At 74.8% G+C, this 19,716-nt stretch carries 16 protein-coding genes; 8 read left to right on the forward strand and 8 right to left on the reverse strand.

Annotated features, from left to right (window positions below):
• Positions 1-51 precede the first annotated feature (51 nt).
• The 4 genes from FKN01_RS05970 to FKN01_RS33000 all read right to left on the reverse strand — a co-directional run bounded on the left by FKN01_RS05970 (position 52) and on the right by FKN01_RS33000 (position 9,544).
• Positions 52-6,018 (reverse strand): type I polyketide synthase, encoded by a 5,967-nt coding sequence (locus tag FKN01_RS05970; protein WP_260696792.1) that lies wholly within the window; start codon positions 6,016-6,018, stop codon positions 52-54.
• Between the two features lie 41 nt (positions 6,019-6,059).
• Positions 6,060-7,643 (reverse strand): PfaD family polyunsaturated fatty acid/polyketide biosynthesis protein, encoded by a 1,584-nt coding sequence (locus FKN01_RS05975; protein ID WP_143617143.1) that lies wholly within the window; start codon positions 7,641-7,643, stop codon positions 6,060-6,062.
• Positions 7,644-7,713: 70 nt separating this feature from the next.
• Positions 7,714-8,868, reverse strand: coding sequence for an SDR family oxidoreductase (locus tag FKN01_RS05980; RefSeq protein WP_185992759.1), 1,155 nt, complete (start codon positions 8,866-8,868; stop codon positions 7,714-7,716).
• 541 nt (positions 8,869-9,409) lie between these two features.
• Complete coding sequence (locus FKN01_RS33000) at positions 9,410-9,544, reverse strand: hypothetical protein (protein WP_260696793.1); 135 nt, start codon at positions 9,542-9,544, stop codon at positions 9,410-9,412.
• Between FKN01_RS33000 and FKN01_RS05985 the strand changes: the two genes are divergently transcribed.
• Positions 9,543-10,934, forward strand: a complete 1,392-nt coding sequence (locus FKN01_RS05985) for a wax ester/triacylglycerol synthase domain-containing protein (RefSeq protein ID WP_143617147.1) — start codon at positions 9,543-9,545, stop codon at positions 10,932-10,934. The genes FKN01_RS33000 and FKN01_RS05985 overlap by 2 nt on opposite strands.
• Before the next feature lie 11 nt (positions 10,935-10,945).
• Here FKN01_RS05985 and FKN01_RS05990 read toward each other — a convergent pair whose 3' ends face one another.
• On the reverse strand, positions 10,946-12,277 hold the full coding sequence (locus FKN01_RS05990; protein ID WP_260696794.1) for an NAD(P)/FAD-dependent oxidoreductase: 1,332 nt from the start codon (positions 12,275-12,277) through the stop codon (positions 10,946-10,948).
• 303 nt (positions 12,278-12,580) lie between these two features.
• Here FKN01_RS05990 and FKN01_RS05995 point away from each other — a divergent pair, with 303 nt between their 5' ends.
• The 3 genes from FKN01_RS05995 to FKN01_RS06005 all read left to right on the forward strand — a co-directional run bounded on the left by FKN01_RS05995 (position 12,581) and on the right by FKN01_RS06005 (position 14,644).
• Positions 12,581-13,195 carry an ATP-binding cassette domain-containing protein gene (locus FKN01_RS05995; RefSeq protein WP_143617151.1) on the forward strand — a complete coding sequence of 205 codons (615 nt, stop codon included), beginning with the start codon at positions 12,581-12,583 and terminating at the stop codon, positions 13,193-13,195.
• Positions 13,192-14,034 (forward strand): ABC transporter permease, encoded by an 843-nt coding sequence (locus tag FKN01_RS06000; protein ID WP_143617153.1) that lies wholly within the window; start codon positions 13,192-13,194, stop codon positions 14,032-14,034. Before FKN01_RS05995 ends, FKN01_RS06000 begins: the two co-directional genes overlap by 4 nt.
• A gap of 88 nt (positions 14,035-14,122) precedes the next feature.
• A complete protein-coding gene (locus tag FKN01_RS06005; protein ID WP_143617155.1) occupies positions 14,123-14,644 on the forward strand; it encodes a hypothetical protein in 522 nt (173 codons plus the stop codon).
• 61 nt (positions 14,645-14,705) lie between these two features.
• Here FKN01_RS06005 and FKN01_RS06010 read toward each other — a convergent pair whose 3' ends face one another.
• Positions 14,706-15,098, reverse strand: a complete 393-nt coding sequence (locus FKN01_RS06010) for an STAS domain-containing protein (protein WP_143617157.1) — start codon at positions 15,096-15,098, stop codon at positions 14,706-14,708.
• 95 nt (positions 15,099-15,193) lie between these two features.
• On the opposite strand from FKN01_RS06010, the gene FKN01_RS06015 reads away from it, so the two are divergent.
• From FKN01_RS06015 to FKN01_RS06030, 4 genes are all read left to right on the forward strand, one after another.
• Positions 15,194-15,526 (forward strand): helix-turn-helix domain-containing protein, encoded by a 333-nt coding sequence (locus FKN01_RS06015; RefSeq protein ID WP_143617159.1) that lies wholly within the window; start codon positions 15,194-15,196, stop codon positions 15,524-15,526.
• A gap of 169 nt (positions 15,527-15,695) precedes the next feature.
• The gene (locus FKN01_RS06020) at positions 15,696-17,372 is read left to right on the forward strand and encodes a PP2C family protein-serine/threonine phosphatase (protein WP_398931201.1); all 1,677 of its coding nucleotides are present in this window, start codon (positions 15,696-15,698) and stop codon (positions 17,370-17,372) included.
• Positions 17,369-18,442 carry a B12-binding domain-containing protein gene (locus tag FKN01_RS06025; protein ID WP_143617162.1) on the forward strand — a complete coding sequence of 358 codons (1,074 nt, stop codon included), beginning with the start codon at positions 17,369-17,371 and terminating at the stop codon, positions 18,440-18,442. Before FKN01_RS06020 ends, FKN01_RS06025 begins: the two co-directional genes overlap by 4 nt.
• Positions 18,439-18,807: an STAS domain-containing protein gene (locus tag FKN01_RS06030; protein ID WP_143617164.1), complete on the forward strand. Its 369-nt coding sequence runs from the start codon at positions 18,439-18,441 to the stop codon at positions 18,805-18,807. Before FKN01_RS06025 ends, FKN01_RS06030 begins: the two co-directional genes overlap by 4 nt.
• A 21-nt stretch (positions 18,808-18,828) precedes the next feature.
• Here FKN01_RS06030 and FKN01_RS06035 read toward each other — a convergent pair whose 3' ends face one another.
• Positions 18,829-19,233, reverse strand: coding sequence for an ATP-binding protein (locus FKN01_RS06035; protein ID WP_143617166.1), 405 nt, complete (start codon positions 19,231-19,233; stop codon positions 18,829-18,831).
• 70 nt (positions 19,234-19,303) lie between these two features.
• On the reverse strand, positions 19,304-19,657 hold the full coding sequence (locus FKN01_RS06040) for an STAS domain-containing protein (RefSeq protein ID WP_143617168.1): 354 nt from the start codon (positions 19,655-19,657) through the stop codon (positions 19,304-19,306).
• Positions 19,658-19,716 lie beyond the last annotated feature (59 nt).

A 19,716-nucleotide genomic window follows, 5' to 3' on the forward strand; every position in this document is an offset into this window, starting at 1 on the left:
GATGCTCACTTCAGCGGCGGGGAGGGCGGCGGAGACCGGAGGCCGGCGGTGTCAGGAAGGGCGGCGGACGAGTTCCACGCCGGTCAGCTCCAGCAGGACACCTCCGTCGGCGTCGATCAGGGCCGCGTCGCACCGCGCGCCCGTGGCATGCGCCTTCCGCCCCCGCACCACACACCGCACCTCGCCGTCCACCGGGCCGCGCCGGTGCACCCGGCACTCGGCCACCGCCATCGGCAGCGTCCCGGCCCCCAGGGCCGCCTCGGCCCAGAGCAGGGCGAGCTGGAGGGCGCCGTCCACCGCTGCGGCGTCCAGCGCCCAGTGACCGCCTGCCCAGTCCAGTCCGCGCAGACCCACGACGACGGCTTCGGCGCCGTCCTCCGAGACGCCCCGCACCGCACGCAGCGCACGGAACCGGGGGCCGTGGAAGAGGGCCGTCCCCTCGTACGGGCCGGCCGCGCCGAGCGGCTTCAGGGACTCGGGGGCCGCCCAGGCGTCCGGGGCCGGCCGGCCGCCCCCGGTGTCCAGCACCGCCCGGAAGTACGCCGCACCGTCCTCGTCCCGCAGTTCGGCCTCCAGCCCGGACGGCGCACCGGGCGCGCCCCGGCTGCCGAGCAGGGTGAGCCGGTGGCCCCCACCCGCCAGGCCGGGCAGGGCGCACGTCCGGTACACCCGCAATTCCCGTACGACGAGCGGGCCGGGGGCCGGCAGCCACGCCGCGCCGGCACCCGCGAACCAGTTCAGGGCCATCGCCACGGGCAGCACCGGCACTTCGGCGGGCGCGTGGTCCGCCAGCTGCGGCAGCGAGTTGGCGCGGACGAGGACCTGCGCCCTGGCGGGACCGCCGGCCGGTGCGACGGCCGCCGGGTCGTCCCCGGACACCAGGACGACCCTGGGCTCACCGGCCGGGCCCGCCAGCTCGGCCGTGAAGGCGGCGGCTCCCCGCGCCAGGGGAATGAGCGGCACCCCGGACCGGCCGAAGTGCGCCGCGAGGGACGGGGTGACCATCCCGCCCTGCCAAGGCCCCCAGGCCACACACCGCACCAGGCAGCCGGGGCGGCGGGCCTGCTCGGCCGACGCCACCTGATGCAGGACCTCGTTGGCCATCGCGTAGTCGCACTGCCCCGGATTGCCGAACACGGCGGCCACCGAGGAGAACAGGACGATCGTGTCCAGGGGGTCGTCCGCCGTCGCCGCCAGCAGGGCCCGCAGACCGTCCACCTTGGTGGACATCACCGACTCGGCCTGCTCGTCGCTCTTGTCGGCGATCCGCTTGTCGGCCAGCACCCCCGCACCGTGCACCAGGCCGGTGACCGGACCCCATGCGTCACGGACCTCGCGCAGGGCCGCGGCAAGGGCCTGCCCGTCACGGGCGTCCACCTGGACGTACCGCACGGGCGAACCGGCCGCCTCCAGGGCCGCCAGCGTCGCCCGCACCTCGCGCGCGGCCAGGATCTCCCGCGCCCGGGCCGCGATCCGCGCGGGCGACGCGCCCGTCCCGGCCTCATCGGCACGCCGGGCCAGCAGGCGGGTGAGCGCCTGCTCGTCGGCCGCCGCGCCGAACCCTTCGGGCTCGGCGTCCGGGTCGGTCCTGCCCAGCAGCGCGATCCGCGGACGGTGGGCCCTGGCCAGGTCCCGCAGGGCGGCGGCCGTCACCCCCCGGGCGCCGCCGGTGGCCACGATCACCGACGCGGAGGTGATCCGGACCTCACCGGAGGGCTCGGCCGGGGCGGGCAGCAGGCGCGGGACGAGCCGTGAACCGTCGGCCCGCAGACCGGTCTCCGGGTCGGCACCCCCTTCGAGCAACTCCCGTACGACCGCCTCGGCGACCGCTTCGTCGTCCCGGCCGCCCCGCTCGCAGTCGATGACCTTGCACGACCCGTCCGGCCACTCCTTGGCCGCCGTCCTGACCAGCCCGGCGACCCCGCCCAGCCAGGCACGTTCGCCGCTGCGGCCGTCGAGCCCGAAGTCGCCCCCGGTGTCCTGCACGGCCACGAACACGGCATCGCCCCCGGCCGCCCGCGCCGCCACCGTGCGCGCCGCGCGGAGCGCCGAACGGTGGACCTCCCTCGCCTCGTCCGGAGCACCGGCCGCGGTCAGCGCGCCGAGATGGACGACGGCCCGCGCGCCCGAGGGCACCTCGGCCACGGCGGTGGCGTCCACGCCCCGCTCCGCCAGCTTCCGGGCGACGAGACCGGTCAGTCCGCACCCGTCCGGGCCCTCACCGGTGACCACGACCGGCCCGTCCAGCAGCCCCGCCGTCACCAGACCGCCGGCAGGCGCCTCCACCAGGCGCGGCACGAACCGGGTCAGGGGTACCTCCTCGCCGCCGTGGGCGTCGGGGACGGGAAACCCGGCGCCCTCCGCAGCGCCGCTCTCCGCGACGGCGGCGGGCGCCCCCACGGGCATGGGGCCCGTGACCAGCGCGTCGATGATCTCGCGCAGCGTGCGGAGCCGGCCCAGGTGCCCGACGTCCCCCGACGCCAGGTCACCCACCTCGCGGCGGACGGCCGACAGGATCTCGACGCGCTTGATGGAGTCGACGCCCAGATCCGCCTCCAACTCCATGTCCACGTCGAGCATCTCGGCCGGGTAACCGGTGAGCCGGGCCACCACCGACAGCAGGACGTCCCGCAGTTCCGAGGGCGAGAGGGACCGCGGCGCGGCGTCGTCGGCCGGTTCGGCGTCCGTTGCCGCGGCCGGTGCCGGCGTGGTCGGGGCGGGCTCGGGCTCGGGGGCGAGGGGGGCCGGCGGTGCGGGGGCGAACGCGGGAGCCGGCCCCGGCACCGCCACCGGCGCGGGCGCCGGAGGGCGGGGGAGCGGCAGCGGTGCCGTGGGAGCCGGAAGGACGGGCGCGTCCTGGGCGAGCGGCACGCCGAGCATCGCGGACATGCTCGTCTCGGTCATCCGGAGGAACGCCAGGTGGCTGTCGACCAGCATGCGCTGACAGGCCGCGTGGGCCTCCGCCGTCTGCCGGTGCATCCGGTCCACGGCCGCGTACAGATCCGGGTCGTGGAGCCCCGAGGTCCCGTGCGCGGGGGCGGACACCGGGGCGGTGACGGCCTCCGCGGCCTGTGCGGGCACGGGCGCCGGGGAGGGGAGGTACGCGGGCATGGGGGCCGCCTGGGTCTCGGACTCGGGTACGTGCGGGGGACGCGGCCGGGGCGCCGGCTCACCGTGCGGCCGGGTGGCCGCCGCGCGGGGCGGGGGGAGCTGACCGTGGTTGGCTCCGCTGATCTTCACCGTCATTCGGGGCTCGCGCTCCTTCGCTGAGGTCTCGGGCGAGTCGTAGGGCGCCCAGAGAGCGCCGAGGTCGAGGGGCACACCGCGCACGGACAGCTCGCCGAGTGCCGCGTGCAGGCCGCCGGTTCCGTTCCGGCCGGCGCCGTCCAGGGAGACGGCGGTGTGCGGCCGGTCACCGAGGATCTGACCGGCCAGAACGGTCAGCGTGTTGCCCGGGCCGATCTCGACGAACGTCCGCACCCCGCTCGCGTACATGGCCTCGATCTGGTCCTGGAAGAGCACCGGCGAGGCGAGGTGGCCGGCGATCCGGCGGCGCACCTCCTCCGGGTCCGCGGGATACGGTGCCGCGTCCGCGTTGCCGTAGACCTCGATCCCGGGCGCCACCAGCGGCACCGTCCGCAGGTACGCGGCCAGCGGCTCCGCGGCGGGCGCGACGACCGGACTGTGGAAGGCGGTCGACGCGGCCAGCCGCCGGGTGGTCACACCCTCGGCGGCGAACGCCTCCCCGGCGCGTGCGACGGCGTCCGCCGCGCCCGAAAGGACCACCTGGCGCGGCGCGTTGTGATTCGCGGGCCACACGTCCCCGAACGCCCCCTCGGCCAGCACCCGCGCGACACGGGCACGGTCCGTCGCCACGGCCAGCATCGCCCCCGGCACACCCGCCGCATCCCGCATCAGCTCGCCACGGCGCCGGGCGAGGCCCAGCAGCGCCCCGGCGTCCAGCACACCCGCGCAGTGCAGCGCGGTCAGCTCACCGAAGCTGTGCCCCGCCACACAGTCCGGGCGCAGCCCCAGCTCCCGCACCACCTCCAGCAGCGCCATCGCGTGCACCGCCAGCGCCGGCTGCGCCCACTCGGTGGCGTCCAGCAGCGCCTGCCGGGCCGCCCGTTCCCCGTCGTCGAAGGCGGGCGGCGGGAACACCACCCGGTGCAGCGGCTGCCCGTCGAAGGCGGTGCCACCCAGGCCGTCCCACACCGCCTGTGCCGCCGGGACCAGCATGGCCGGGCCGGCGCCCATCCCGACGTACTGCGAACCCTGGCCGGAAAACAGGAAACCGATACGGCCGGGAGCCGGCTCCCCGCACGCGTACCAGGCCCCGAAAGGCGCGGCGAACGCCGCGTCCCCGCGCTGTGCGACCAGCGCGAGCGCACGGTCGTACTTCTCCCGCAACTCCTGCGCGTCGGCGGCCACGACCGCCAGGCGCACCGGTGCGGCGGGGTCGAAGGACGCCTGGCTCTCCCGGGCCAGTGCAACAAGCGGGCGGGCCCCGTCCGCCGGCGGGGGCACCAGCTCGCCGGGGGAGCCGGCGCTGAACAGGACGAGCTCGTTCGGCGCCGAGCGGTGGCGCGGTGCCGTCCGGGCCCCGCCGCCCGACGGCACGTACTCCTCCAGCGTGACGTGGAAGTTGCTGCCGCCGAACCCGAAGCTGGAGACCGAGGCCCGGCGCGGATGGCCCGGCGGCCGTACCCACGGACGCGTCTCGGTGTTCACGTAGAACGGGCCGTCGGGCCGGGCCGCCTCCGGGTTGGGCCGCTCGACCTTCACCGTCGGCGGCAGCACCTGGTGGCGCAGGGCCATGACCGCCTTCAGCAGCCCCGCCGCACCCGCGGCACACTTGGTGTGGCCGATCTGGGACTTGACCGAACCGATCGCGCACCACTGCCCGTACTGCCCCTCCGAGCGCCGGGACGCCCCGAACACCTCGTTCAGAGCCGTCAGTTCGGCCGTGTCCCCGGCCTTGGTCCCGGTGCCGTGCGCCTCGACGAGCTCCACCGTCTCCGGCCCGTAACCCGCCTCCTCGTAGGCGCGCCGCAGGGCCCGCGCCTGGCCCTCGGGCAGCGGTGCGTAGATAGCGGTGCCGCGGCCGTCGGACGAGGTGCCGATGCCCCGGATCACCGCGTGGACGCGGTCGCCGTCCCGCTCCGCGTCCGACAGGCGCTTCAGGGCGTACATGACGACGGCCTCGCCCAGCATGGTCCCGTCCGCCGCAGCGGAGAACGGCCGGCAGTCCCCGCTGGGGGACAGCGCGGGCGTCTTGGAGAAGCACAGGAACATGCCGACGTCGTTGCCCGTGTCCACACCCCCGCTGATCACCAGATCCGCCCGGCCGAGCGCCAGTTCCCCGACCGCCGTCGACAGGGCGGCCAGCGAACTGGCACAGGCCGCGTCGGTGGTGTGGTTGATGCCGTGCAGGTCGAACCGGTTGGCGATCCGGCCCGCGACGACGTTGCCCAGCAGCCCCGGGAACGTCGACTCGCGCCACGGCTCGAACCGGGCCGAGATCCGGTCGCACACCGCCTGCGCGTCGGCCTCCGGAAACCCGCTCTCGCGGAGCGCGGCGAGCCACACCGGGCGGTGCGTCCGCGCGTACATGTGCGGAAGCAGTTCCAGGGCCGCCGCGCCGAGGACCACACCGGTCCGGTCCGGGTCCAGCCGCTCCCTGCCCCCGGCGTCCGCCAGTACCTGGTCGGCGACCATCAGCGCGAGCAGCTGGGAGCTGTCCGTCGACGACAGGACAGCAGGCGGGATTCCGTACGCCATCGGGTCGAAGCCGACCTCCGGCAGGAAGGCCCCCCGGCGGGCGTACGTCCGGTCGGGGGCCGCCGGGTCCGGATCGTAGTGGTCCTCGACCCGCCAGCGGGTCGCCGGCACCTCGGTGATCAGGTCCCGCCCGCCGGTCACGAGCCGCCAGTAACCGGCCGCGTCCGTCGCACCGGGCACCAGGGCACCCACCCCCACCACGGCGACGGGATCGCGGCTGAGCGCGGAGGCACACACCTGGTCTCCTCGGAGATCGGGCCGCGGGACGCCCGGGCCGCTCATGCCGCCTCGCACGGCAGGTACCTGAACGCCTCGGGCGGCAACGGAATGCCGTGCGTGCGCAGTTGATGGGCCCGGGTCAGCACCGCGGCCCCTTCGAGCAGGTGGAGGGCGATCCCGACCACGGTCCGGTTCGCGGGATCGGCCAGCGGCGTGCCCGCGACCCACCGGTTGAAGGACCCCATCGAAGGCCCGCACCAGATCTGGTAGTCCGCACGCCGTGACGCCTGCCCGTCGATCGCCCAGCGGCTCGAACTGCCCAGGTACCAGCGGAAGACCAGGGCCATCCGGTGCTTCGGGTCCGCCTCCGCCCGCGTGATCTCGGCGGGGTCGCGCTGCTCCCAGAACTCCCGCGTACGCTGCCAGGTCTCGTCGAACGACGCGCCCAGCACGCCGCGTTCGAGCGTGGTCCGCAGAGCGGCCGGGATCTCCTCCAGCGAGCCGTGCGCCAGGTACGCCGCGTGGAGCCGGCCGGCCCGCCGGGCGAACATCGTCCCCCGCGACAGCACCTGCAGCTTCACGCCCAGCTCGAACATGTCGGCCGCCGGCGCCATCGCCACGTCGGCGATGTCCGCCTCGCACAGCATGGCCTTGGCCTCCGGGCACAGGCCGGCCTCGACAGCGGTCTGGTTCACCGACCCCACCACCACGTAGGACGCCCCGAGGGCGAAGGCGGCGGCCACCGCGTCGGGTGTGCCGAGGCCGCCCGCCGCGCCGATCCGGACGGGCCGGCGATAGCCGTACCGCAGGCAGACCGCGTCGCGCAGCGCCGCGATCCTCGGCAGCAGAACCGACAGCGGCCGGTTGTCGGTGTGCCCACCGCTGTCCGCCTCCACGGTGATGTCCTCGGCGACCGGCACGCACGCCGCCAGCTCCGCCTCCTCCCGCGTCAGCCGGCCCTGGGCCACGAGCGGCTCCAGCAGGCCGGTGGGAGCGGGGGAGAGGAACCTCTCCGCCACCTCGGGCCGCGAGACCTTCGCGAACATCCGCGTACGCCGGACCACCGTCCCCTCGGCGCCCCGGCGCAGCCCCCGGGCCGCACACCACACGACGGCCGGCGTCAGCTCCATGTACGCCGACGCGGAGACCACGGGGACACCGCGGCGCACCAGGAGTTCGGCGACGCGCCGCTCCAGCTCCGGCTCGGCCGGTGAGTGGATGAGGTTCACGCCCCAGTTCCGCGAAGCGCCCAGCTCGCCGGCGAGGGTGTCGACCGCCCGTGCCACCTCCGCGTACGCCAGGCCGCCCGCGCCGAAGAAGCCCAGCATCTCCGCCCGCGCCATCGCCGCCACCATGGCCGTGGTCGCGATCCCGTTCGCCATCTCGCCGGCGACGTAGGGGAACCGGACGCCGTGCGCCTCGCAGAACGTACGGCCGCCGAGCCATTCCGGGTACAGCGGCGGCAGCGTCCCGAGCACCCGGTCCGGCGGCGGCACGGCACCGAGGGCGAGCCCCCGCTCACCGCCCGGACCGCTGACCAGATGGACGGGTTCACGGATGCGCCGGGCGCAGGCGGCGATCTCGTCGGGGGAGAAGACCTCCCGGGCCACCACGGGGGAGCCGGAAGCTGCGAGGACGGACACGGGGATGCTCCAACGGTGACGAAGAAGGTGACGAAGAAGGGGAGAGCGGGAAGAGGCGGGCGACGGCAGGTCAGGCGCAGCGCACGGAGCGCGGGCCCGCTGCCCCGCCCGGCGGTCCGGGCACCGTCCGGGCGCGCGGGGCCAGGCCGGCCCACAGGTAGTCGGCCCCCACCGGGGCGGACGCGGCCGAGGCACCCAGCAGCGCTCTGACCCGGGTGTCGTCGAACCGCCGCCGGTGCGCGAGGTAGGCGGTCATGCCCGGGTAGAAGTCCAGCAGCGCCTCCAGGGCCGTCGGCGTGCCCGGTCTGACGGCCACCAGCTCGACCGAGACCGGGACGAGCCGTTCCAGCACGTCCACGACCGTCGTCACGGGGACGTCGCGGTCATGGACGACGTGGTACGTGCCGACCCCGCTCGCAGGGGCCCGGGCGGCCAGCCGCACCATGACCTCGGCCGCGTGCTCCACCTGGAGGAGGTTCAGCCGGCCGTGCGGATGCCCCACCGTCCGGACGCGGGGCCGGACGCCCGGGGCGCCGGCCCGCTCACCCCCGGGACCGGTGGCGTCGCGCGCCTCCCGCAGGATCCGCTCGATGACCTGGAGCGGGTGCGAGGGCAGTTCGGGATGCGGCGGCAGGTCGGTGACCAGGATGCTCGGCCGCAGGACCAGGACCGGCCGGCCGTGCTCCCGCGCCCAGTCGTGCACCAGTAACTCGGCCTCGTACTTGGAGCGTTCATAGGCGTTCTCGAAGCCGCAGGCGTCGTCCAGCTCGTCCTCGTACGCCACCCCCTCGCGTCGGGCACCGGCCACGAACGCGGTGCTGACGTGGTGCACGCGGGGCCTCAGCCTGCCCGCCGCGGCCAGCTCCAGGACGTGCCGCGTCCCTTCGACGTTGGTCCGGCGCAGCTCGGGGAGGTCCCCCTCCAGGTTGATGCTTCCCGCGCTGTGCCAGAGCGCGCCGATCGTGTCGGCCAGCTCGTGGAACGCCCGCTTCGGCAACCCGAGCCGGGGCTGCGCCAGGTCGGTCTCCACCACCCGTAGCCGCTCGGGGAGTGCCTCGGTGAACGCCGGGGCGGAGCCGGTCAGTTCGAAGAACCGTACGATGCGGTGCAGAGCGTCCCCCGAGCCGGCGTGCGCGAGAACCGTCACCGACCGGTGCGTGTCGAGCAGGCGACGCAGCAGACGCAGGCCGAGGAATCCGGTGGCGCCGGTGAGGGCTACGTGCACGGCCAGGGCTCCAAGGGCTAGGAAGGGACAGCCCGCGCCCGCCGCCTACGGCGGAGCACGGGACGGCTGCGGCGACCGGGAACGGCGCACCGCCACTCCGGGCGACGCCGGCCTCGCCGCCGGCTCCACGGCCCTCCCCGAGCACGTTGATCGTCGACGCACGGCACACCATGACAGACGGCGGGCGAAGCGGAAGACCTCGATCCGGGCGGCTCACCCGAACGAAGTACGCCCCCCGCCGGGGGCCGCGCACGTCAGTGCGGACGCGTGCACCACGGGCGCCGGGGCGCGGCCTGTGCGCGCACCGGGTCAGTCCCCGCGTGCGCAGGGCGTGCGAGCCCGTCACCCGTCCCTCCTTCGGGGGAACTTGCGGGTGGTCCCGGGGGAGACCCCGGGACGGGACCCGAAGCGGGAACCGGCGGGGCCCGCGGTCGCACGGCGCGGGAACGGCACGGCGGTCGGGCCGCCGCCTCCGTACGCGGAGGGCCGCAGCCGACCGGCGCGGCCCGCCGGGAAGACCCGGGTCCGGTGCCGTCGGCGGTCACGGGGCCGCGTGGCCGGTGGTCATCCTGGGGCACGCGGCGGGCACCCGCCGCCGCGCGCCGTGCTCGCCGCCCGGCACCCCGTCTCCGCGCACCTCGCCGCGCGCACCCGTCACGATGGAGTCGTCACCCATGTCCGTTCCCGGCCGGTCGCCGGCGCAGTCGTCGCCGTCCACCACGCCCGTCCCGCCGCCCCGGCCCGCCGCCCCCTCCGCCGGCCACCGCGGGCAGACGCCCCCACCAGCCCCGCCCGAGCCGTCCCGCGCCCCCGCACACCTGCGCGTCCACCCCGTGGACCGCGCCTTCCTCGGCCTGGAACGGACGCGCCCCGACGTCCGCTGGGACACCGGCGGCATCGCCTACCTGAGCGGCCCGCCCCCCGCCCTCGCGGACCTCCGCGCCTACGTCGCGTACTGCCTGCGCGGCGTGCCCCTGATGACGAGCCGGGTGACGGGCGGCCGGCGCCCGCGCTGGCAGCCGGACGAGGACTTCGTCCTGGAGCACCACGTCCACGAGTCCGTCGCCGAAGGGCCCGACGGATGGGACGCCGCCCTGCACGCCGCGCTCAACGCCCCCTTCGCGCCCGGCGCCTACTGGGGGATCTGGCTGGTCCACGGCCACGCCGACGACGCGTACGCCGTGTGCTACCGCCTCCGCCACGCCTGCCAGGACGGCTCGGCGGCGGCCATGGCCTTCCGGGCACTGCTCGGCGAGGGAGAGCCGTCGGGCCGCCCCGTGCCGGCACCCGGCCGCCGCTCCGCCGTGCCCGGCCGGGTGGTCGCGGCCCTCCGGCTCGCGGTGAAGTTCGCGGCCGGGACGCTCGTACGCCGCTACCGCCCGGCCGCCGGATTCGCGCCGACCGGGGAACGGCGGCTGTACCGGGGACGCGTGCCGGTGGACACCCTGCGCGGCATCGGTGCCGCCGGGGGCGGCTCGGCGCACGACGCGCATCTCGCCGCGCTCGCCGGAGCGCTGGCGGCCTGGTCCGAGAAGGCGGGCATCCCCCTGCCCCGGGCCACGGCGGTGCTCCCGGTCGACGCACGCCGCCCCGAGGAGGAACAGACCTGGGGGAACCGCTGCTTCGCCCTGCCGCTCGAACTGCCCGTGCACATCGCGCCGGGGCACCCGGGCGCGGCCCGGCGGCGGCTGGACCACGTCACGGCGGCGACGCGGAAGCTGCGGGGCGCCGCGTGGCGGCAGGCGATCGTGGACCTGGTCCGCCACATGCCGGCCCGCCCCACCGCGTGGTACATGCGCCGGGTGCTCTCCCCCCGCGTCGCGAACGTCATGGCCACCTCGATGCCGCTCGCCCACCGGGGCAGCCTGGGCGAGACGCAGGTGACGGGGACCGCCCTGCTGCCGCTGGTCGTCCCCGGGCACCTCTTCGCCGTCGGGCTCTCGTTCTTCGGCGAGTGGGCCGAGGTCTCCGTCGTCGTCGACAGGGGACTGGCCCTGGGCGGGGAGCTGCCGGACCTGTGGGAGCGGGCCGTGGCGGAACTGGCGGAGACCACCGCGCCGCACTGAGCCCCCGCCCCCTACGCGTCCGCCGGGCGGGCGCCGCGAGCGCGGCGTCGGCCCGCCCTGAGCTCCCGGCGCAGGAGCTTGCGGTAGGCGCGGACCTCGATCTCGATGCCGTGCCGGTAGGTGGGCGCGTACGCCCCGGAATCGCGGCGGCGCTCGCGACGGATCGCCCGGACCATCCGCTCCGGCGCCGGGAGCGCGACCGTGCCCTCGATCAGATCGGCGATCCACTCCGCCTGGGGCTCGAGCAGCGGGAAGGCCGCACCGGCCGGCTGCGCGAGCCCCATGAAGTAGAGCCCGGGCAGCCCGGGCGGAACCGTACGCAGGTAGAGGTCCGTACGCCCGTCGGGGGCGGCGAAGACGGACGGGCTCAGGAACGGGAAGGAGAGGGAGTAACCGGTCGCGTACACCACCGCGTCCACGGCCTCGCGGCTGCCGTCGGTGAACACCGCGGAGTCCCGGCCGAACGAGCTGACCCCCGGCTTGGGTGTGACCGCGCCACGGGCGAGCTGCACCAGGAGTTCGTCCGACGACGAAGGGTGCGTGTCGAGCGGCCCCCGGGCCGGCCGGGGGAGCCCGTACCGCTGGGGAGCACCCCTGCTCAGCCGCAGGAGCAGGGCCATCGCCGGACCCTTGACGAAGCGTGGCAGCGCGGCGAGCGGACTCACGGCCAAGTGGTCCGCCGGCCGGCCGAGCAGCATTTTGGGGAACACATGGACCGGGTCACGTGCCGACAGGTAGGTCCGCGCCGCCGTGCGGGAGATCTCCGCGGCGATCTCGCACGCGGAGTTGCCCATGCCGACGACCAGCACCCGCAGGCCGGCGTACGGCCCAGGAGTGCGGTACGCGTGCGAATGCACGGAGAGGCCTTCGAAGTCCTCGGCGCCCGGGACGGCGGGGTCCGGGAGACGCGGGTCCCAATGGTGGCCGTTTGCCACCACCACCTCGGTGTACCGCCGGGTCACGGTCCCGGCGCCCGCGTCCCCGCGCCTGCGATGGCCGACTTCCCAGCCGCCGCCGTCCAGGGGACGTACGGAAACCACCTCGGTGCCGAACACGATGTGCCGGTGCAGACCGGACGAGGCCGCGTACTCCTCCAGATAGGCGAGGACCTGGCTGTGATGGGGGAAGACCGGCCCGTCCGCGGGCATGGCCAGCGAGGAGAAGGACATGCTCTCCTTCGAGATGTTGGCGTGCAGCGACGCGTACACCCCCGACATCCCGTTGTCGTTCCCGTAGCGCCAGAGCCCGCCGATCCGCGACCCGGCCTCGTAGCAGTCGAACGGGATGCCGCGCGAGGCGAGGACCTTGCCGGCCGCGAGCCCCGAAGGGCCCGCCCCGATCACACACGTTCTCCGCATCACTCGCCGACCTCTCCCGACCGGGCCGCGGCCCGGTGCGCCCGTGTCCCGCCACGCTAGCCGTCCGCGTCCGCGCCGGGCCGGTCGGCGGGCGGCGAACCCGCCGCACGCGTGGTCGGGGCCGCACCGGGTTGACGCCGCCCGGACGGCGAGCCCCGAGCACCGTTTCCGGGGCGCCACACGGTCGTTGAGCACGGACGGAGGGTCCGCGGCCGGCCGGAAGCCGTCGCCGCCCGGGCGGCGGCAGGCGGGCGCACCCCGGAAGCCCAGTCACGACGGAGCAGCGCGATGGACGTCACCGATGTGCACCACTCCTACCGGCGGCACGCCGTCCTCCGGGGCGTCGGCCTGCGGCTCGAACCAGGCGTTCTCGCCGGGATCGTGGGGGAGAACGGGGCCGGCAAGTCGACCCTGCTCAAGATCCTCGCCGGTGAACTCCGCCCGGACCGGGGCACGGTGCGGCGCAGCGGCAGATTCGGCTACTGCCCGCAGGCAGTCGTGCTGGACGACTCGTTCACCGTCCGCCAGCACCTCGACTTCTTCCGGCACGCGTTCGGTCTCCGGGACCTCGGCAGGGCCCACGAGGTGATGGAGATCCTCGCCTTCACCGAGTACCTCGACCAGCGGGCGGGACTCCTCAGCGGAGGCTCCCGCCAGAAGCTGAACCTGACGCTCGCCCTGATGCACGATCCGGACGTCCTGCTGCTGGACGAGCCCTACCAGGGGTTCGACTGGGAGACCTATCTGCGCTTCTGGGAACTGGCGACGAGCCTGCGCGACGCCGGACGCTCGGTGCTGGTCGTCTCGCACCTGGCCTACGACATCGGCCGGCTGGACGCGCTGTGGCGGCTGGAGGGCGGCCGCCTGCACCGCCAGGACACGCGTACGGAGGCGGCGGCGTGAGGCGGCACTGGTCCCTGTTCGCCACGGCGTCCCGCTACGCGCTGATCGGCCACGCCCGCAACCGGTTCGCCATGCTGCTCGTGGTCGTGTACATCCCCGTGTGGATCGGCCTGGCCTACGTGGCCATCCCCAGCCGGCCGGCGCCGTTCCGGCTGCGGGCCACCGGCGAGGTCCTGTCCCCGCCGGGCAACCACCTGACCCAGATCACCGGCGCGCTCAACGCGGTCACCCTGATCGCCGGTTTCATGATGTTCGCGGCGACCTTCACCGGAGGAGCCTTCGACCGCCGCCTGGCCATGGCGGGATACCCCCGGTATCACCTCGTCCTCGCCAAACTCACCGCGCTCACCCTCGTCTGCACGGCCGTCGCCGCGTACGCCACGGCGGCGGCGGGCTTCGCCTGGGCCCCGCGGCAGCCCTTCGTGCTGGCCGCCGGGCTGTTCCTCGCCGCCCTGACCTACGGCGCACTCGGAGTGGTCTTCGGATCGGTGCTCCGCCGCGAGGTGGAGGGGATGTTCGCCATCCTCATGATCAGCATTCTCGACGTGGCCCTGCAGAACCCGCTCTCCAGCTCCGGCTCGGACAGCCCGGTCGTCCGGTTCCTGCCGACGTACGGCTCCGTGCAGGCCAGCATGTCCGCTGCCTTCTCCGACGCTCCGGCCGGCGAAGGGCTCGCGATCCAGCTCCTCTGGCTCACCGGCGCCGCGTGCGCCGGACTGCTGGTCTTCCGCAGGCGCACCCGGGACGCGCTGCCGCGACGGGCGACGGCGCGGGTGCCGGCACCCGCCCGGCCCCGGGAGGCGTCCGGCGGCGAGCCGGCCCGCGTACAGGAGCCGTGACCTGCGGAGGCCGGTGATCGTTCTGTAGCCGTCGGCGCTCACGCGCCGCCCGCGACGAGACCCCCTTCGTGCAAGGAGCACTGCGCCCATGAACCTTTCGCGTACCGCCAAGAGCACCGTGCTGACCGCGGTCCTCCTGTCCGCGACCGCGCTGGCCGCCCCGGCCCCGGCGCAGGCGGCGCCGCTGCCGCCCGCGTGTCAGGAGGCATTGCTGGAGACCTTCGACAAGTTCCCCGTCGTCGACTTCACCGTCCCGGACAAGGCCAAGAACACCATGCTCGCCGAGGTCCTCGGCCTGAGCGAGGCCGACCAGCAGGTGTTCACCGAGCAGGCGTGCGCGGCCTGGAACAGCTGGGCGACCGCCAACGGCCAGGCCGTGGCCACGGACCTGGACACCCGCTACCGGAACGCGGCGGGACCCGTGTGCAACAAGTTCGCCAAGTCGTCCCTGGCGACGATCAAGAAGTACGCCCCGAACGTGCCCGCCGAGACGCGTGACCTGGAAAAGCTGGCCAAGCGGATCTGGACGGACTCCATGGAGAAGCTCGCGGCGGACGCCACCAACGCCGACTGCCGCAACGCCTACACCACGGCCAAGGCCGGCTGGTAACAGCTCCAGCCGGTCGCGCCGCGCCCCGCCGGTGAGCAGCCGGCGGGCCGCGGCGCAGCGCTCAGCAGGCGGCCGCTTCCCCGACCGTTGCCCGTACGTGCAGGACCGCGTCGAGGCCCGTGATCCGCAGCAGACGCTGGAGTTGGGGACGGGGGGCGGCCACCCGCAGGGCGCCCGCCCGGTGGATGAGGATGAGCAGGTTCAGGAGCGAGGAATCCGCGAAGGTGATCCCCGACGCGTCCAGAACCACCTTCGGATGCGTCCAGGCCGCCATGGTCAGCGCCTCTTCCAGCCGCGCGATTGACTGCGCGTCGCAGGCACCGTGCGCCGCGACCACCCGTGCGCCCTCTCGCGTGTGCTGCGTCACCACGGCCTGCGCCGCGGGCGCCGAGGGAGCACTGCTTGCGCCGACGCCGCTCACGCGTGCTGCCGGAACCGCTTCGCCGTACGACACCCCGAGCCTCCTGTGACTCTCACCATGACAATGAATACACGAAAAGTATGTCATGTAGTTGAGGTCGGGCAAGGGGTCGCGCTTAGATGGAGGGCATGCCTGGAGTACCCGAATCCCACACCGGATGGACGTTCATCACCAACCACGCGCGCGTACTGGCGACCATCGCCGAGGACCCGACCGTCCGGATCCGTGACATCGCGGCACGCTGCCGGCTCACGGAGCGCGCGGTCCAGCGGATCATCGCCGACCTCGAACAGGACGGCTACCTCTCCCATACGCGAGAGGGGCGCGCCAATACGTACCGCATCGAACCGGACAAGGTGCTGCGCCACCCCGCGGAAGCCGGCCTGTCGGTGGCCTCGCTGCTCACCCTCCTCGTGCAGGACGAGACGGACCGCGGCAGGGAACCGGTGACGGCGCCGTGAAAGCCGCGTGCCGGAGACGTGTCCGGTCGGTAGAAGTGTGACGCTGTGTAACCTTCACGGCGGGTGGGTCGATTGCCATCGAGGGCGGCCCTGCGTGATAGTTGCCGCAAGGCAATGCTTGTCCGTCCAGTTGGAAGGTGGTGCGGCCCGCCGCAGGCGGCCCCCCCTCATGGCTCCTCCCCAGGGAACTCCCGTTACGAAAACCGACGAACGCCCGGCATCCGGCCCTTGGTCCACGGCCCCGTACCCGGTGATCCAGAGCAGTGCGAACGGGGTGCTGACCGGGCTGAACCCCGCGGCCTCCCGGCTTCTCCCGGACGCGCGTCCAGGAGCGCCGATGGCCGGCACGGTCCCGGCCTGGCTCGCACGGGCCGACCGGGAACTGCGTGCTCCGGCGGCCGGCCCGGCCACGGGACCCCAGGCGGCAACGGTCCCGCCGACGGCGGGCCGGATCGGCGGACGCAGCTACGAGGCACACCCCGGCCACGACGGCACCGGTGACGTGGTGTGGTGGCTGGTGGACGACACCGACCGCCGGCTCGCCGAAGAGGCGCTGGCCACCGAACGCGAACGGACCGCGTTCCTCGCGGAGGCGTCCAGCGTCCTGCTGGCCTCGCTGAACACCGACCGGTGCGTATCGGCGACGGCCCGGCTCGCCTCCCAGTACCTCGCCGAGGCGGCGGTCGTCGTCTCGCCCGCGAAGGGGGACAAACTGCCCCTGGCCCACGCGGTGGCCGGCCAGGAGACCGAGCGCGGCCTCGTCGCGGCCGACCCGTCCGAGGTCCCGGGCCTGGACGAAGCGCTCCGGGGCTTCCCGCCCGTGCCCTCCCGCTGGATCGATCCCGCTTCGCTCCCCGCGTGGGTGATACCCGAGGGATACGCCGGAACGATCACCTCGGTCGCCGTCGCACCCCTGCCCGGCCAGGGGGTCCCGGCGGGCGCCCTGGTCCTGCTGCGGAGCGGCGGCCAGTTCACCGAGGACGAGCAGACCGTCGCCCGGCTGTTCGCCGCGCGCGCCGGAGCCGCCCTGTCGGCCGCCCGTCTGTACGCCGAGCAGAGCGCCGTCACCCGCACCCTGATGCAGGACCTGCTGCCGCCCCGGCTGCACCGCGTCCACGGCGTCGAATTCGCCGGCGGCTACCGGCCCGCCGCCGCCCGGGAGCGCGTCGGCGGAGACTTCTACGACGTCCACCCGGCCGGTAGCGACGGGGACCGCGCCTCGCTCGTGGTCCTGGGCGACGTGTGCGGCAAGGGGCTGGACGCGGCCGTGCTCACCGGCAAGATCCGCAACACCCTGCAGGCGCTCGTACCCATGGCGGACGACCACCAGAAGGTGCTGCGGCTCCTCAACGACGCCCTCCTCAACTCCCACCACACCCGCTTCGCCACCATGGTCCTGGCCTCGGTCCGGCGGACGGACCACCTGGTGCGCCTGCGCCTCACGGCCGCCGGCCATCCCGTACCGCTGGTGGTACGGGACGACGGCCGGGTCGAGGAGATCCCCACCCGGGGGACCCTGGTGGGCGCGCTGCCGGAGATCGAGTCGCATACCGCCGAGACCGTCCTGCGGCCCGGCGAGACGTGCCTGCTCTACACCGACGGATTCACCGAGGCCCGGGGCGGCCCGCTCGGCGACGAGATGTTCGGCGAGAACAGACTGAAGCGGGCGCTGTCCGAGTGCGCCGACATGCCCGGGGAAGCCGTGGTCGAGCGCATCCAGATGCTCGCCGCCGAGTGGGTGCGCGGCGGCGGCCACGACGACATGGCCGTCGTCGCGATCACCGCTCCCCGGACCACCCACCTCAGCGCGGTGGACGGGCACACCCGGGGCAGGTACACCGCATGACCGCCGACCTGACCGGACTGCGCGACCGGCTCCTCGTCGCGGCAGCCCTGGACCGCGACGAGTTCACCGCCGCCGGTCTCGTCACCGGCGCCCTCGACCACGGAGTGCCCGCGGAGACCTTGCTGCTGGACCTCATCGCGCCCGTACAGGCGAAGGTCGGCACCGAGTGGGCGGCCAACCGCCTCACCGTGGCCCAGGAGCACGCCGCCACCGCCATCGTCGAGCGAGTGATCACCGCGCTCGCCCACCACCCGGCGGCCCGCGCCACGACCCGGTACGGAAAGGTCACCGTGGCCTGTGTGGAGCAGGAGTGGCACTCCCTGCCCGCCCGCCTGCTGGCCGAGGTCCTGACCCTGCGGGGCTGGGAGGTCGACTTCCTGGGGGCCCAGGTCCCCACCCCCCACCTGGTCGCGCACCTCCACCACACCGGCGCGGACGCCGTCGCCCTCTCCTCCTCCCTCCCCCCCCGGCTTCCCACCGCCCACGCGGCGATCACCGCCTGCCAGTCCGTCGGCGTGCCCGTTCTCGCCGGAGGCGCGGCCTTCGGGCCCGACGGCCGCTTCGCCCGCATGCTCGGCGCGAACGCCTGGGCCCCCGACGCACGCGCCGCCGCCGACCGGCTGGCCGCGGGCCTCGCCCCGCCCGTCCCCGCCGACGTACGGCAGCGGATCGACGACCTGCCGCACCTGGCCGACCAGGAGTACACCCTGGTCACCCGCTCACGGGGACAACTGGTCAAGCAGGTGCTGACACAGCTGGACGACCTGGTCCCGGCCATGGCCACCTACACGGACGTGCAGCGCGAGCGCACCGCGGAGGACATCGCGCACATCGTGGAGTTCCTGACCGTGGCCATCTACACCGACGACGACGAACTGTTCACCACCTTCATGACGTGGACCGCCGACATCCTCACCGCCCGCCACGTCCCCGCCCGCTCCCTGCCGCCCGTCCTGGACATCCTGACGGCCGCGCTCAAGGACTTCCCCCGGGCCGTCCGGCCGCTGGAGCGGGCGAGGGCCGCCCTCGCCGACATCACCGCAGCACCACACCCCGGAGCACCCGCATGAGCGTCCCGCCCCTCCGTCTCACCGTCGAAACGGGCGAGAAGACCACCTGGCTGCGCCTGGCGGGCGTCCTCGACCACGACACCAGTGAGGAATTCGGCGCACGCGCCACGGCATGCCTCGACGCCGGCCCCGGACCGGCCGAACTGCGCCTGGACTGCGCGAAACTCCGGCTCTGCGACTCGATGGGGCTCGCCGCCCTCCTGATGATCCACCGCCGTACCTCCGCGCGCGGGATCACCCTCGTCCTGGACGACCCGCCGGCGTCCATGGAGCGGATGCTCCGTATCACCGGGACACGGCACCTCTTCGCACCGCGGGCCGAGGAGACGGGAGGCCCGGACGAACTGGGCGGGACGACCGACTGAAGGCCGTCCCGGTGCGCCCGGTCACGGCAGCCCGGGCAGCGCCATCTCCACCGTGATCCGCTTGCCGTCCGCGTGGACATCGACGAAGACCCGGTCGGCGAGCAGCCGCACCAGCGGCCAGCCGTAGCCGCCGATCCTGGGCGCCTCCGCCCGCACCCGCGCCCCCGCCACGGGCAGCTCCGCCGGCCTCTCGCTGCTGGCGTCGCCCACGGTGACGCGCAGCCCGGCACCCGTGATCTCCGCCTCGAACGCGGTCAGCCGGCCGCCGTGCCGGAACGCGTTCGTCACCAGCTCCGACGTCACCAGCAGCGTGTCGTCCACCACGTGGACCGGCCACCCGTCGAGCGCGGCCCCGAAGTGCGCCGCCAGCAGCTCGGTCACGACGCCCCGCGCCGCCGCCGCGTTCCGCGGAACGGCCGAGAGCACACCGTCGGCTCCGTCCCCGCCCGTTTCTACCGCCACGCGCATACGCCCCCGCCCCGGCGGACCGACACGCTCAGCACTGGAGCGCGGCGTCGACGTCGTCCGCGAACAGGAACGCGCCCGCCGTACCCGTCACCTCGAAGAGCCTGCGCACGCCGGAGTGCAGCGGGCCGGCCAGGACGAGCGGCACGCCCGCCCCCACGTGTTCCCGCAGACCGTCCAGCAGGGCGTGGAGCGCCGCGGAGTCGGCGAACGTCACCCCGGACAGGTCCACCACCGTACGTACGCACCCGTCCGCCACCGCACCGGTCAGCGCCGCCGACAGGTCGCCGCTGCCCGACCACCCGTCCAGACTGCCCCGGACCCTGATCAGCACCACGCCGTCGGCCGTCTTCTCGGTACCGACTCCCCGTTCGTCTTCCGCCATGAGCCGTATCCTCCTACGCCGCACTCCCCGGGCGGCGGCCGGGGGGCCCGACGGCCGTC

This window comes from Streptomyces sp. 130, assembly GCF_007096885.1.
Taxonomy (GTDB): Bacteria; Actinomycetota; Actinomycetes; order Streptomycetales; family Streptomycetaceae; genus Streptomyces.

Excerpts from the sequence above, each read along its gene's own strand:
- FKN01_RS05985 (WP_143617147.1), top strand. The coding sequence starts at position 9,543 with ATGTCCGTTCCCGGCCGGTCGCCGGCGCAGTCGTCGCCGTCCACCACG.
- FKN01_RS33000 (WP_260696793.1), bottom strand. The coding sequence starts at position 9,544 with ATGGGTGACGACTCCATCGTGACGGGTGCGCGCGGCGAGGTGCGCGGA.
- FKN01_RS05995 (WP_143617151.1), top strand. The coding sequence starts at position 12,581 with ATGGACGTCACCGATGTGCACCACTCCTACCGGCGGCACGCCGTCCTC.
- FKN01_RS06005 (WP_143617155.1), top strand. The coding sequence starts at position 14,123 with ATGAACCTTTCGCGTACCGCCAAGAGCACCGTGCTGACCGCGGTCCTC.
- FKN01_RS06015 (WP_143617159.1), top strand. The coding sequence starts at position 15,194 with ATGCCTGGAGTACCCGAATCCCACACCGGATGGACGTTCATCACCAAC.
- FKN01_RS06020 (WP_398931201.1), top strand. The coding sequence starts at position 15,696 with ATGGCTCCTCCCCAGGGAACTCCCGTTACGAAAACCGACGAACGCCCG.
- FKN01_RS06025 (WP_143617162.1), top strand. The coding sequence starts at position 17,369 with ATGACCGCCGACCTGACCGGACTGCGCGACCGGCTCCTCGTCGCGGCA.
- FKN01_RS06030 (WP_143617164.1), top strand. The coding sequence starts at position 18,439 with ATGAGCGTCCCGCCCCTCCGTCTCACCGTCGAAACGGGCGAGAAGACC.
- FKN01_RS06040 (WP_143617168.1), bottom strand. The coding sequence starts at position 19,657 with ATGGCGGAAGACGAACGGGGAGTCGGTACCGAGAAGACGGCCGACGGC.